Below are 12,369 nucleotides of genomic sequence, written 5' to 3'. Positions count from 1 at the left end.
GAGGTACCGCTTACGCTGGTTCCCCGTGAGCAAGCGTCGTAAGTCCCGCGAAACCACCCCGAAGACGAAGGTGCGCGACATCTTCGTCGCCCGCCCGTTCGAGGGCCTGGCCGACGAGCCGGAGTGGGTGGCTCTTCGAGAGCTGGTTCCGGCCGCGTCCGCGCCGCTGGCCCTCAAACCGGAGATCATCGCCGAGTACGGTGACCGCCCGGTGACCCTCTCCACGGTCCTGCCGATGGCCTGGCCGGCGATGTCCCGCCAGGACGGCCAGATCTTCATCGGTCTCCAGCGGCACATCCAGTCCGGTGACGTCTCCCGGGACCTGGCGGTGGCCATCCTGGGCGCCCTGGGCACCGAGCCCGGCGGCACCGTCGAGGTGCCGGCGCTGCCCGGTGCGGGCCCGCGCCTGCAGGACATCCTGGCCGACGGCCCCCTCGAGATCACCATGCACGAGGGCTTCGAGTACTGGCTGGACGCCGACCAGATGAAGGACGCCACCGTGAAGGCGTCCCTGGAGCGGGCCAACGCCTCGATCTACCCGACCGTGCGGCTGGCCGCGGCGAAGGCTGCTTACTGGTGCCGGGTCGCCCCGGACAAGAGCCACGTCCGCTGGGTGCTGGGCGAGCCGGAGGACAAGGCGCTGGACGCCCTCTCCCGGCTGTCCGCGTCCGGGGACCTGCTGCTCGGCGAGGGCACCAAGTTCGCCGGCATGTTCCGGGCGCACGGCCTGCTGGTGCCGGTCTGGGACGTGCCCGGTGAGCCGGAGGGCGCCGACTTCGAGGCACCGCTGGCCGCGTTCGCCAAACGGTACGCCGACATCCTCGCCGTCGACGAGCCCCTGGACTCGGCTGCCCGCCGGGCCAAACAGGGCCTGATCGGGCGGCAGCTGACACTGCGCTGACTCCGGGCGTACCCACGCAAGGGTTTGATCTTGAAGTCAGCCCCGCGGGTCGCGCTGGATGGGACAACTCATGCAGCGCGGCCCGCCCCGGCCGGAACCCAGCTCCGAACCGCTGATCCGGACCACCTCGATCCCGGCCCGCTCCAACTGCGCGTTGGTCTCGACGTTGCGCTCGTAGGCGACGCAGAGCCGGGGCGCGATGGCGAGCGTGTTGTTGCCGTCGTCCCACTGCTCGCGCTCGGCGGTGACCGGGTCGAGGCCGGTGTCGATGACACGCAGCCGGTCGATGCCCATCGCGTCGGCGGCCGCCTCCAGGAACGGGCGCGGCCCCCGGACCGTGATCTCGTCGCCGGGACCGCCGGTGACCGTCCAGGCCTGGAGACTGTCGGCGAGATTGGGATACATCACGACCGCGTCGGCGTCCACCATCGTGCAGACGGTGTCGAGATGCATCGTGGCGCGTTCCTGGGCGATCGGCACGGCCAGCACGGTGTGCGCCAGCCCGGCCGCGATGACCCGCTGGGCGAGCCGCTCGGCCCCGGCCGGGGTGGTCCGCTCGCCGACGCCGATGGCCAGCACGTCGGGCGCCAGCACCAGGACGTCACCGCCCTCGACATGCTCCAGCGACGGGTCGAAGAGCAACTCGGTCCCGGCGAACCGGGGATGGTGCCGGTAGATCGCGTGCGTGAGCGTGGTCTCCCGGCGGCGGGCCCGCATGGCCAGGCTGGTGACCGCGACCCGGTCCCGCACCCAGACCGAGGAGTCGCGGGTGAACAGCAGGTTGGGCAGCGGGTCGATGACGAAGTCGTGCCGGTCCATCATCGCGTAGACCAGCCCGCCGCCACCCGGCTTGATCTCCTCGTGGGCCAGGCCCGCGACCAGCACCTCGGCGAGCCGGGCAGGGTCCTGATCAGCCAGATAGCCGGCGACGCTCGCGCGCAGGGCGTCACCGAGGCGTCGGTGCGAGAGGACACCCGCGGTCAGCTCGGCCCGGGCCTCCGGCCGGGTCAGCGTCTCGGCGAGCAGGTCACCGAGGTAGAGCACCTCGACACCACGGCTCCGGAGGGCCTCGGCGAACGCGTCGTGCTCCTCCTGGGCCCGGCTGACCCACGGGATCCCGTCGAAGAGGAGCGAGTCGTTGTTACGCGGGGTCAATCGGGCGAGCTCCGCGGCCGGACGATGCAGCAGCACGGTGCGGAGGCGGCTGACTTCACTGTCGACGTACACGGTCTTGAACCTATCGCGCACCGAGCGCTATCGGACTGTGACGTTGAGACTAGATCTTGAGACATCCATGCATCGACCCGAGCCGGGGGTTAGCTTGAGATGGTGTGATGCACCATCCGAAAGAAGATGTAGTCGTGAATATGGCATTCATCCACACTCATTCCCCTTTCTTTCCTACCCGTCGCCCTGTTCCGTGAGGGCCTAAGCACGTACGGTAGTTGGAAAAGAAGGCCCAACTGACCTTTTGCCGGAGGTCGCAGTGTCTGTCTTCCCCGCCCGCTCCGCGCTACCCGCGCACTCCCAAGCCCTCACACCCGTCGACCGACAGCATCCGTCCCCCTTCATGGAGGACACCCAACGGATGCCGACCCCGGCCGAATGGGCACGTCGCCGTCGTGCCGTACGCGGTGCCCGCCGTATCGAGGCCGCCGGTGCGCGCGCCCTCACCCGGTTGGACCGTCTCGGACCGAACTGGCACATCGTGGACTGGCCTCGGACCGATTCCACGAACTCCTACTACGAGCCAAGCCCCGCCGACGAGCGTGCCGGGTTCCTCGCGATCGGCCCCGGCGGCATCTACGCCGTCAGCGTGGTCGATCACGGCCGATCCCGGGTCCTGATCGCCGGTGACGTGGTCCAGGTCAACGGCAAGCGCCCGGAGTACATCTCCGAGGCCCGCCGGGACGCCCGCCGGGCCGCCAAGGCGATCTCCGCAGTCGTCGGGCTCTCCGTCCCGGTGACCGCCGTGCTCACCTTCGTCGGTAACGGTGTGATCAGCGTCCACGGCCTGCCGAAGGACTGCCTGATCTCCACCGACAAGGAGCTCGATCGCCTCCTGATCGCCGGTGGGGCGAAGATCTCCCCAGCCACCGCGAACAAACTGTCCGCTGTCGCCCACCACCCGGGCACCTGGTCGAACGCCCCTTGGCGGCCGGGTCACGACTACTCTTCGTACGGTAACGGACAGACGGCCGCTGACAAGCGGCTGAGCCGCCGGTAACGTTCCTTGCGAACCGTCGATGGCCGACGTCATGACGCCGGCCATCGACGTACGAGGAGCGAGGAGGAGCCCCGGTGGCGCATGTTGAGCTCTCTCTCTCGGGAGCGTTCGTCCCCCAGGCCCGCACGCCGTCCGAGGCCGAGTTCGTCACCAGCGTCGAGCGCTGGAGCATGGCGGTCGCGGCGGCTGACGAGCCGTGCCTGGTCATCGATGTCGACGGTTCGATCATCGCCGTGTCGACGTCCTGCAGCGAGATCCTCGGCCTGGGCAAGCCCGCTGAGGCGCTCGGCCGGCGGTTCACCTCGCTGCATCTGATCGACTTCACCGCGAACGCGGGCCGGCTCGAGGAGCCCGAGGCCGACAACATCCCGCCGCTGCTGGCGTTACGCAGCGAGCGGCTGGCCCGTGGCCTGATCCGGGTGCTGCCCCGGCAGGGCGAGACGCCGCTGACACTCGACGCGATCTCCACACCACTGATGGCGGGCGACCGGATCGGCGGGGCTCTGACCTTCCTGTCCCCGGTCCGGTACTGACGTCTCGTTGCAGGCTTTCCGCGTCTCGTTGCAGGCTTTCCGCGTCCCGTTGCAGGCATTTAGCGTCCCGTTGCAGGCATTTCGCAGGCAAAGGTGTGGCGTTCATTGCAGCCATCAGGCATTGGTTGTTACAGATACGCAACGTAGTCTGCGAGGATGCTCGATCTAGACCTGTTACCAGGTGAGTACGCGGTGTGCCGGCTGCCGGTCGGCTCGCCCCTGCCCGCCTCACTCACGGCGGGTCCGGACGACAAGAGCGTCATCTCGGTGACCTGGGGTGTCGGTGAGCTCTCCGTCATCTGCCCCAACGACCGAGTGCCGCCCGGCGCCGAGGCCGACACCGCCTGGCGATGCCTGCGCGTCGCCGACCTCAACCTGGCCATGACCGGGGTGCTCGCCTCCCTCGTCGGCCCGCTCGCCGAAGCCCGGGTCAACATCGTGACCTTCTCGACGTACGACACGGATTACCTGCTCGTGCCCACGGTGCGGCTCACCGAGGCGGTCAACACGCTCACCGCCGCCGGGCACCGGATCGCCAGCTGACCGTTCGGCTCCTACCATGAGCGCGTGTCCCCCCGCACACGCCTGCTTCCCGCGCTCCTGATCTGCACGGCTGCCGCCTGCGGTTCCCCTCCTGAGGCCCTGCCCGCCGGTCCGCCGCTGCCTCATGTCAGCGGCGAACTGCCCGCCGGGGGTGTCGCGCCACCGTCGATCTACCCGACTTATCCGACTTATCCGACGGCGGTTCCCCCGGTTTATCCAACGGGCTTTCCGACGGGCTTTCCGACAGGTTTTCCGACGACGACCTATGTCGTCCCGACTCGGACCACCACCCCGCCGACCACCTCGCCCACGCCGGCGCCCTCCCACGCCCCCCGATGCACCGGGGAGCCCACCGGGGCGCAGATCGTGGCGAAGGTGAAGGAGAGCGACGCCGTGCCGGGCGGGACCCTGACCGTGTCCGCCGGGCCCTACTGCTCGGGGACCTGGAACTTCACCACGATCGGGAAGGCCGGGGCCGAGCCGTTGTCGGTGATCGCCACCGGTAAGGGCGCCACGCTGGAGATCGTCACCCTCGGCACCGACGTGTGCAATCCCCGGGTCAAGGCCGAAGCACCGGTCGGGATCCGGGTGCTCGCCTGCGGTTACTGATACCGCGCGGGCAAAGTGGCGTGGTGACCTGTGGTTCGATTCGCACCCCAGCTCACCACGCTGAAAGGCACTCGCGCCTCGAGCACCGAAGCTCACTAGACTTTCGGGATGCCTGGAACACCTGCCCGCTTCGCGTACCTCGGTCCGGAAGGCACCTTCACCGAAGCCGCCCTGCGGACTCTTCCGGCGGCTGAGCACGGGGTTCGAACCCCCGCTCGCAGTGTCCCGGAAGCCCTGGAAGCGGTGCGCACCGGCGAGGCCGACGCCGCTCTGGTCCCGCTGGAGAACTCGGTGGGCGGCGCGGTTCCGGTCACCCTCGACGAGTTGATCACCGGCAGCCCTCTGATGATCACCCGTGAGGTGCTGCTGCCGGTTGAGTTCGTGCTGGCCGCCCGCACCTCGACCCCGCTCGCCGGGATCCGGTCGATCGCCGCACACCCGCAGGCCTCCGCCCAGTGCCGGCACTGGCTCCAGGCGAACGTGCCGGACGCGGTCGTGGTCGACGTGCTCTCCAACGCGGCGGCGGCGATCAGCGCGGCCACCGGGGAGTACGACGCGGCCCTCTGCGCCCCGATCGGGGTCGGCCGGAACAACCTGACCGTGCTCGCCGAGAAGGTCGCCGACCGGGCCGAGGCGGTGACCCGGTTCGCGCTGCTCACCAAGCCCGGCCCGCCCGCCCCGCCGACCGGCGACGACGTCACCTCACTGGCCGTGTCGATCCGGCACGACCAGGTCGGGGCACTCCTCGCGGTGCTCACCGAACTGGCCGTGCGTGGCGTCAACCTGTCCCGGATCGAGTCCCGGCCGACCGGCGAACAGCTCGGGACGTACGTCTTCTTCCTCGACTGCACCGGCCACGTCGCCGAGTCCCGGGTCGGGGAGGCGCTGCGGGGCCTGCGGCGGATCTGTGCCGAGGTTCGTTTCCTCGGCAGCTATCCGAAGCATCGGCTCCAGCCGGAGGCGCCGGTCGCGGCTCCGCCGGGCCTCTCTGACGACGACTTCACCGACTCGGCGGCCTGGCTGACCCAGCTGCGAACCGGTTCTTAGCGGCCTCAGTCGTCGAAGATGTTGTCCAGCAGGCCGCCGCCGCTGGATTTCCCGCTGGAGCCGGAACCGGCTCCAGCCAGGCCGCCGGGCGGCTCCTCGGACGGCTGGACGATGACGAAGCCCTGACCGGCGAAACTCATCGTGAAACGCTCGCCGGTGGTGCGGCCCAGCAGAGTGCCGAGACCGAGCTGCTCGGCCCGGTGGAAACCGGTCTGCAGACTGGCCGACCAGGCGATCGCGGCCTGCGGGTCGACGAAGGTCGGCTGGTCGACGTTGAGCACCACCGGGGTGCCCTTGGTGGTGACCGCGATCCGGCCGTGACCGGTGAAGACGCAGTTGAACAGGCCGGCGCTGGAGAACATGCCGGCACCGTTGACCATCTTGATGTCGTAGTTCAGCGTCGAGTCGAAGGCCAGCACGTTCGCCCCGTTGATGGAGAGGGCGTCGCCGGGCTCCAGATCGATCAGGTGGATGTCGGCCGCGTTCTCGGCGAGGAAGACGTCACCGTTGCCACGGATCCGCATCAGCGGGACGCCCTCGCCGGTCAGCTTCTGCTTGAGGAATTTGCCGAGGCCCCCGGAGCCGAGTGCCTCGAACGTCACCTGCCCCTGATAGGCGACCATTGAGCCGGTCCGGGCCAGGAACTCACCGTTCAGCTCGGCCTTGAGAAGCTTCGCGTTCTGCAGCCGGAGGCCCGGCTGACTGTGCTCTTTCTCCAGGTTCTCGGCTGAGAAAAGTTCGCTGCGCATGAGCCCAGCGTAGGCCCGCGATTCAAGGGATCAGGCCCAACCGAGTTCGTGCAGGCGCTGGTCGTCGATACCGAAGTGGTGGGCGATCTCGTGCACCACGGTGATCGCGACCTCGTCGACCACTTCCGCCTCGGTCCCGCAGACCTTCAGGGTGGGCAGCCGGTAGATGGTGATCCGGTCAGGCAGCGTCCCGGCGTAGTCCCAGCCGCGGTCGGGCAACGCGGTGCCCTCGTAGAGGCCGAGCAGGTCGTCACCGCCGCCCTCGGGCAGGTCCTCGACCAGGAAGACCACGTTGCTCATCAGCGACATCAACTCGACGGGCACCTCGTCGAGGGCCTCGCCGACCAATTCCTCAAAACGTTCTGGGCTCATCTCGACCGGCACGAACCCCATTGTGCCCGGTAGGGCGGTTTCCCGGCGCGGCCGGGGAACGGCCGCACCGGGAACACGGGAGTGTCAGGACAGTTTGGCGACCAGGGTGATCTCGGCGCCGGGCGAGAGCAGGCGGGAGATCGGGCAGTTCTCCTTGGCGGAGAGCGCCAGCTCCTGGAACTTCGCGTCGTCGATGCCCGGGACGTCGCCGACCGTCTCCAGGGTGATGCGGGAGACGCCGAAGCCGGCGTCGGTCTTGTCCAGGTGGACCTTGGCGACGGTCTCCACCGAGGTGGGCGTGAAGCCCTCGTCGGCGAGCCCCTTCGAGAAGGCCATCGAGAAGCAGCCGGCGTGCGCGGCCGCGATCAGTTCCTCCGGGTTGGTCCCCTCGCCCTCCTCGAAACGGGACTTGAACGAGTAGGCGCCCTGGAGTCCGCCCTTGCCGGTCTTGACAGTGCCGGAACCCTCGGTGAGGTTCCCTTCCCAGCGGGCTGAAGCAGAACGAATAGGCATGACCCGAACGTTATCCGAAATCTCGCCTGTTGGTCCGCCGACCGGGCGAGGGGTAATCATGGATCACATGGCGCAGGACTCGGTTATCAGCTTCGGCGACGAGAAGCCCCGGTTCGGCGACGAGAGGCCCCGGCGGACCTACCTGCGAGACCTGGGCCGGGACCATCGGATCCCAGCGCTGACCGCGGCGCTGGGCGCGGTGGCGGCCTTCGGATCACTGGTCTCCGAGTGGCAGACCACGAGCATGAACGGGTTCGGGTTCGGCGCCGAACCCGGAGCCGGCGCCCGGGTCCTGCCGACCGACCTGCCCGACCTGGGCGCGGTGGGCGCCGGTTACCTGGCCGGGCTCCTGCTGCTGACGACCGCGGTGGTCCTGACTCTCTTCGGCCCGGCGACCGGGCGGCGGCACGCGCAACTCGCCGGTCTCGCCGTCGGCGGGGTGCTGCTCGCCCTGCTCGTGGCGCTGATGCCGCATCTGAACCAGACGAGTCTGCTGGTCCCGCGCTACTACACGGTGGAACTCACCGGGGACGACGTCCGGGTGGCGGTCGGCCGGGGGCTGTGGTGCGCGCTGTTCGCGGTGGGTGCCGCACTGGCCGCGCTCTGGCTGCCGCACCGGGAACGGGTGGCGATCACACCCGAACCGGAGCCCTTCGACGACCAGCTCGACCTGACCATCACACCGACGACACCGTTCGTCTCGGTACCCGGCTCGTTGCCAGCAATGTTGCCCGGCTCGTCGCCCGGCGAGCTGGACCAGCCACACCGATCGTGACACCGGGGGATATCCGGGTGCTGAACGGACCGGCGCGCCGGTAGGCTCCACAAGCGTGATTGACCTGCGTCTGCTTCGTGAAGACCCCGAATCGATCCGTGCGAGCCAACGCCTGCGCGGTGAGTCCCCCGAGCTCGTCGACTCCCTGCTGCGCGCCGACGAGGAGCGGCGGGCCGCCACCCAGCGGTTCGAGGCCGTCCGGGCGGAGCAGAAGTCGATCGGCAAAGAGGTGGCGAAGTCCTCCGGTGACGAGCGGGCGGCGCTGCTGACCCGTACCAAAGATCTCGCCGTGGAAGTCAAGGCGGCCGAGGCCGCTGCCGGCACCGCCGAGCAAGCGCTCAAGCAGGCGCACCTGGCGGTGTCGAACGTGGTCGCCGGTGCTCCTCCCGGTGGCGAGGACGACTTCGTCGTGCTGCGTGAGGTCGGCGACATCCCGCGGATCGAGAACCCGAAGGACCACCTGGAGATCGGTGAGGCGCTGCGCGCCATCGACACCGAGCGTGGTGCGAAAGTGTCCGGTTCGCGGTTCTACTTCCTCACCGGTGTCGGCGCGCTGCTGCAGCTCGGCATGCTCCAGCTCGCCATCCAGCAGGCCGTCGAGCACGGGTTCATCCCGGCGATCACGCCGACCCTGGTCCGGCCGGAGTCGATGGAGGGCACCGGTTACCTGGGTGCCCACGCCAGCGAGGTCTACCACCTCCCGGCCGACGACCTCTACCTGGTCGGCACGTCGGAGGTCGCGCTCGCGGCGTACCACTCGAACGAGATCCTCGACCTGGACGGGCCGCGGCGTTACGCGGGCTGGTCGTCGTGTTACCGCCGGGAAGCCGGCTCGCACGGCAAGGACGTGCGCGGCATCCTGCGTGTGCACCAGTTCGACAAGGTGGAGATGTTCTCGTTCTGCCGTCCCGAGGACGCCGCCGAGGAACACCAGCGGCTGCTCGCGATGGAGGAGGAGATGCTGGCCAAGGTCGAGGTCCCGTACCGGGTGATCGACGTGGCCGCCGGTGACCTCGGGTCGAGCGCGGTCCGCAAGTTCGACTGCGAGGCCTGGGTGCCGTCCCAGCAGCGCTACCGCGAGGTCACCTCGACGTCGAACACCACCACGTTCCAGGCCCGCCGGCTCAACGTGCGGTACCGGGACGAGAACGGCAAGCCGCAGACCGCCGCCACCCTGAACGGGACGCTCGCGACCACCCGCTGGCTTATTCCGATCCTGGAGAACCATCAGCAGTCCGACGGCTCGGTGCGGGTGCCGAAGGCGCTCCAGCCGTTCCTCGGCGGCCGGGACGTGCTGGAACCCGTTAAGTAGCGCGCAACCGTTCGGCTACCAGTTGTCATAGATGCTGGTAGCCGAACGGGTGTACCGTTCTCCTTCCGCACTCCGCGGGGGTCAGTTGACCCAACGGAGGGTTTCGATGAAGCCAGGGCTCCCGAAACTGATCGCCACGGATCTGGACGGCACTCTCGTCCGCAGCGACGACACCGTCTCGGCCTACACGCACGAGGTCCTCGACCGGGTCCGCGCCGCCGGGATCCGCATCGTGGCCGCCACCGGCCGAGGCCCCCGGCTCACCTCGCTCACCCGCAACGACATCCGCGTCGCCGACTTCCTGGTGCTCGCGCAGGGCGGCTGGGTGCTCGACCTGGCCGACTCTCGTTACCTGCGGCAGGCCCGCCTGCCCGGCAAGGCACTGGGCGAGGCGCTCGGCGCGCTGGAGTCGGTGGCCGGCCCGCTGTCGGTGATGTTCGAGGCACTGGAGCACGACGACTCGCCGCTCTGGGGCGACTACGACCCGACCTGGCGTTACCCGGTCACCGTCGAGTCCCGGACCCGCGCCGAATGCCTCGACGGCGAGGTGATCAAGGCGTTCGCCCGGTCGTTCGAACTGGACGTCGACGAGCTGCTCGACGCCGCCCGCCGGGTGGTCCCGCCGGACCTCGCGACCGTCACCCAGGCCGGCCTGGACTACGTGGAGATCTGCCCCGCCGACGTCGACAAGGGCACCGGCCTGTCGGTGGTCGCCGAGGCCGTCGGCGTCGACCCGGCCGACGTGCTGGTCTTCGGCGACATGCCCAACGACCTGCCGATGTTCGCCTGGGCCGGGTGGGGCCGGGTGGCCGTCGCCAACGCGCACCCGACACTGCTGGCGGTCGCCGACGGTGTGACCCTCACCAATGACCAGGACGGGGTGGCGGTCTATCTGGACCGGCTATTGTCGAGGTGATGCACCCTTATCGGCTGGTCGCCTCAGACATCGACGGCACGCTGATCACCAGCGAGCGTGTTCTCAGCCCGCGCACGCTCGACGTGCTGGGCCGGCTCCCGGTGCCGCTGGTCCTGGTCACCGGACGGCCGCTGCGCTGGCTCCAGCAGATCTACGACCAGTTGCCGGCCCCGCTGCCGGCGGTCTGCGCCAACGGTGCGGTGATCTACGACCCGGATCGTGACGAGGTGGTGCGGACGAGTCCGTTCGACACCGACGTCCTGCTCGCCGTGGTGAAGAGTCTGCGCGCCGAGATCCCCGACATCTCGCTGGCCGTCGAGGTCGAGGACGGGCGGGCGTTCCTGCACGAGGACACCTGGACCATCCGCTGGGAGCACGACGCCAGCGTGGTGCGGGTCATCGCCTCCCCCGACGAGCTGACCGCCGGTCCCGCCGTCAAACTGCTGGCCCGTTCCTCGGTCGCCGATCCCGACGACTTCCTGTCCCTGATCAGCCGCACCCTCGGCGATCAGGCCGTGGCCACCCGGTCCTCGTCGTCGGCACTGGTCGAGATCTCCGCCGCCGGGGTGACGAAAGCGGCCGGCCTGGCCTGGTTCTGCGAGCGCCGGGGCATCGCCGCCGACCAGGTGGTGGCCTTCGGCGACATGCCCAACGACATTCCACTGCTCACCTGGGCCGGTCACGGCGTGGCGGTCGGCAACGCCCACGCCACGCTGCGCGCGATCGCCGACGAGACCACCGGCACCAACGACGCCGACGGAGTCGCGGCCTATCTGGAGTCGGTGTTCACCCTGTAAGACCCTTCGCGGATACGCCAGGGGCCGCCCCGCAGAATCCAGGACGCCCCGCACCGTCCCCGCGACGTAGGCGTTCCCTCCAGGTCTCCCCGCGTCCGCCGGGCCGAATGCGTCCCACCCGGCCAGATCACCCCACTGCCGGGCCTCTGCGCTGTCCGGCCGCCCCGGCCCACTGCCAGGCCGTGCCCCATGCAGGCGCGAGGAATCAAGAATGCGACGACGTCGACTGGTTACCATTCCGCATGATTTGTTGCCTGAATCACCCGACTTAACCGATGAAATGGCTTCGACCTGGAGTATCAAGTATTTCTCCATTGGGAGAAAAGTAAGTGTAAACAAGCTTATGACTACCTTCGTCTAGCACATTCCAAGAAATCGACGAAGAGGTGTCATGAACAAGCGAACCGCCATCAAGGCCGCCATCGGCGCGGCCGCCGCCGTCGCGGGATCCCTCGTGGTGGCCCCGACGGCCGCGCTGGCTGTCTACACCTGCGGGGCCGGCCAGGTCTGCCTCTACCAGGACTACAACTACAAGGGCAGCGTCTCGGTCGTGACCGAGATGGGCTCGGGCGGCCCGGGTTACGTCGCCGACTTCCGGGGCCACCGCTACACCAACGGCGTGGACCTCAACGACTCCGCGTCGTTCGTCGTCAACAACACGAACCAGTCGATCCGGCTCTACGAGCACGGCAACTTCAACAACTACAAGAGCGGCGACTGGTTCGATGTCGCCCCCAACAGCCAGCGCAACGCCCCGTCACACGTGAACGACAAGGCTTCGTCCATCAGTTGGTCGCCGGACCCGTACTGATCGAGCCCGGCACTGCGACGGCACTCGGCAGGCGACGCGTATCGATGATCAGCCCGTTGAGTGCCGTGTGACGGCAACCAAGGCTGATCAGTGGTCGAGAGGGCTCGACCGGGTCAGATGTTTGATGGGTACCAGGTCTGGGACTGGCGGGCCTGGTACCCCCAGGGTGGCCTTGAGGGGCGCATACGCCCGGTGGGCGCGGGGAGGCCGTGAGGGTCGCCCTGCCTTGCGGGGACGAAACGGGGCGTCCTGGTTCGGCGGGGC

The 12,369-nt window shown here is 68.9% G+C and carries 15 protein-coding genes; 11 read left to right on the top strand and 4 right to left on the bottom strand.

What is annotated here, in order from left to right; all coding sequences use genetic code 11:
- The first annotated feature begins 25 nt into the window (after nt 1-25).
- On the top strand, nt 26-901 hold the full coding sequence (locus BLU81_RS33720) for a DUF5926 family protein (protein WP_092550509.1): 876 nt from the start codon (nt 26-28) through the stop codon (nt 899-901).
- 36 nt (nt 902-937) lie between these two features.
- Here the strand turns inward: BLU81_RS33720 and BLU81_RS33715 are convergent, their stop codons facing one another.
- Nucleotides 938-2,128 carry an arginine deiminase gene (locus BLU81_RS33715; protein WP_092550506.1) on the bottom strand — a complete coding sequence of 397 codons (1,191 nt, stop codon included), beginning with the start codon at nt 2,126-2,128 and terminating at the stop codon, nt 938-940.
- A gap of 259 nt (nt 2,129-2,387) precedes the next feature.
- Here BLU81_RS33715 and BLU81_RS33710 point away from each other — a divergent pair, with 259 nt between their 5' ends.
- The 5 genes from BLU81_RS33710 (at nt 2,388) to pheA (ending at nt 5,860) form a co-directional block, all read left to right on the top strand.
- Entirely contained in the window at nt 2,388-3,128 is a 741-nt protein-coding gene (locus tag BLU81_RS33710) for a hypothetical protein (protein ID WP_092550503.1), read from the top strand.
- 74 nt (nt 3,129-3,202) lie between these two features.
- Nucleotides 3,203-3,661, top strand: a complete 459-nt coding sequence (locus BLU81_RS33705) for a PAS domain-containing protein (RefSeq protein WP_092550500.1) — start codon at nt 3,203-3,205, stop codon at nt 3,659-3,661.
- Nucleotides 3,662-3,817: 156 nt separating this feature from the next.
- A complete protein-coding gene (locus BLU81_RS33700) occupies nt 3,818-4,204 on the top strand; it encodes an ACT domain-containing protein (RefSeq protein ID WP_092550497.1) in 387 nt (128 codons plus the stop codon).
- Between the two features lie 375 nt (nt 4,205-4,579).
- Nucleotides 4,580-4,813, top strand: coding sequence for a hypothetical protein (locus tag BLU81_RS33695; protein ID WP_157751882.1), 234 nt, complete (start codon nt 4,580-4,582; stop codon nt 4,811-4,813).
- Between the two features lie 108 nt (nt 4,814-4,921).
- A complete protein-coding gene (gene pheA / locus BLU81_RS33690; protein WP_092550490.1) occupies nt 4,922-5,860 on the top strand; it encodes a prephenate dehydratase in 939 nt (312 codons plus the stop codon).
- A gap of 5 nt (nt 5,861-5,865) precedes the next feature.
- Here the strand turns inward: pheA and BLU81_RS33685 are convergent, their stop codons facing one another.
- The 3 genes from BLU81_RS33685 to BLU81_RS33675 form a co-directional block, all read right to left on the bottom strand.
- A complete protein-coding gene (locus tag BLU81_RS33685) occupies nt 5,866-6,609 on the bottom strand; it encodes an AIM24 family protein (RefSeq protein WP_092550487.1) in 744 nt (247 codons plus the stop codon).
- A 30-nt stretch (nt 6,610-6,639) separates the two neighbouring features.
- Entirely contained in the window at nt 6,640-7,002 is a 363-nt protein-coding gene (locus BLU81_RS33680) for a metallopeptidase family protein (protein ID WP_172890669.1), read from the bottom strand.
- Between the two features lie 63 nt (nt 7,003-7,065).
- The gene (locus BLU81_RS33675) at nt 7,066-7,494 is read right to left on the bottom strand and encodes an OsmC family protein (RefSeq protein WP_092550484.1); all 429 of its coding nucleotides are present in this window, start codon (nt 7,492-7,494) and stop codon (nt 7,066-7,068) included.
- Nucleotides 7,495-7,561: 67 nt separating this feature from the next.
- Between BLU81_RS33675 and BLU81_RS33670 the strand changes: the two genes are divergently transcribed.
- The 5 genes from BLU81_RS33670 (at nt 7,562) to BLU81_RS33650 (ending at nt 12,105) form a co-directional block, all read left to right on the top strand.
- Nucleotides 7,562-8,269, top strand: coding sequence for a hypothetical protein (locus BLU81_RS33670; RefSeq protein WP_157751881.1), 708 nt, complete (start codon nt 7,562-7,564; stop codon nt 8,267-8,269).
- Between the two features lie 55 nt (nt 8,270-8,324).
- Nucleotides 8,325-9,581 (top strand): serine--tRNA ligase, encoded by a 1,257-nt coding sequence (gene serS, locus BLU81_RS33665; RefSeq protein ID WP_092550478.1) that lies wholly within the window; start codon nt 8,325-8,327, stop codon nt 9,579-9,581.
- Between the two features lie 106 nt (nt 9,582-9,687).
- Nucleotides 9,688-10,497, top strand: a complete 810-nt coding sequence (locus tag BLU81_RS33660) for an HAD family hydrolase (RefSeq protein WP_092550475.1) — start codon at nt 9,688-9,690, stop codon at nt 10,495-10,497.
- Nucleotides 10,497-11,294 (top strand): HAD family hydrolase, encoded by a 798-nt coding sequence (locus BLU81_RS33655; RefSeq protein ID WP_172890668.1) that lies wholly within the window; start codon nt 10,497-10,499, stop codon nt 11,292-11,294. Before BLU81_RS33660 ends, BLU81_RS33655 begins: the two co-directional genes overlap by 1 nt.
- Before the next feature lie 391 nt (nt 11,295-11,685).
- On the top strand, nt 11,686-12,105 hold the full coding sequence (locus tag BLU81_RS33650; protein WP_092550469.1) for a peptidase inhibitor family I36 protein: 420 nt from the start codon (nt 11,686-11,688) through the stop codon (nt 12,103-12,105).
- Nucleotides 12,106-12,369 lie beyond the last annotated feature (264 nt).

It is taken from the genome of Actinoplanes derwentensis (assembly GCF_900104725.1).
GTDB classification, from domain to species: Bacteria; Actinomycetota; Actinomycetes; order Mycobacteriales; family Micromonosporaceae; genus Actinoplanes; species Actinoplanes derwentensis.
The sequence above is the reverse complement of the archived record's forward strand: the minus strand, read 5'-3'. Positions and strand labels throughout refer to the sequence as shown.

Excerpts from the sequence above, each read along its gene's own strand:
- BLU81_RS33680 (WP_172890669.1), bottom strand. The coding sequence starts at position 7,002 with ATGGGGTTCGTGCCGGTCGAGATGAGCCCAGAACGTTTTGAGGAATTG.
- BLU81_RS33650 (WP_092550469.1), top strand. The coding sequence starts at position 11,686 with ATGAACAAGCGAACCGCCATCAAGGCCGCCATCGGCGCGGCCGCCGCC.
- BLU81_RS33685 (WP_092550487.1), bottom strand. The coding sequence starts at position 6,609 with ATGCGCAGCGAACTTTTCTCAGCCGAGAACCTGGAGAAAGAGCACAGT.
- BLU81_RS33670 (WP_157751881.1), top strand. The coding sequence starts at position 7,562 with ATGGCGCAGGACTCGGTTATCAGCTTCGGCGACGAGAAGCCCCGGTTC.
- BLU81_RS33660 (WP_092550475.1), top strand. The coding sequence starts at position 9,688 with ATGAAGCCAGGGCTCCCGAAACTGATCGCCACGGATCTGGACGGCACT.
- BLU81_RS33700 (WP_092550497.1), top strand. The coding sequence starts at position 3,818 with ATGCTCGATCTAGACCTGTTACCAGGTGAGTACGCGGTGTGCCGGCTG.
- pheA (WP_092550490.1), top strand. The coding sequence starts at position 4,922 with ATGCCTGGAACACCTGCCCGCTTCGCGTACCTCGGTCCGGAAGGCACC.
- BLU81_RS33675 (WP_092550484.1), bottom strand. The coding sequence starts at position 7,494 with ATGCCTATTCGTTCTGCTTCAGCCCGCTGGGAAGGGAACCTCACCGAG.
- BLU81_RS33655 (WP_172890668.1), top strand. The coding sequence starts at position 10,497 with ATGCACCCTTATCGGCTGGTCGCCTCAGACATCGACGGCACGCTGATC.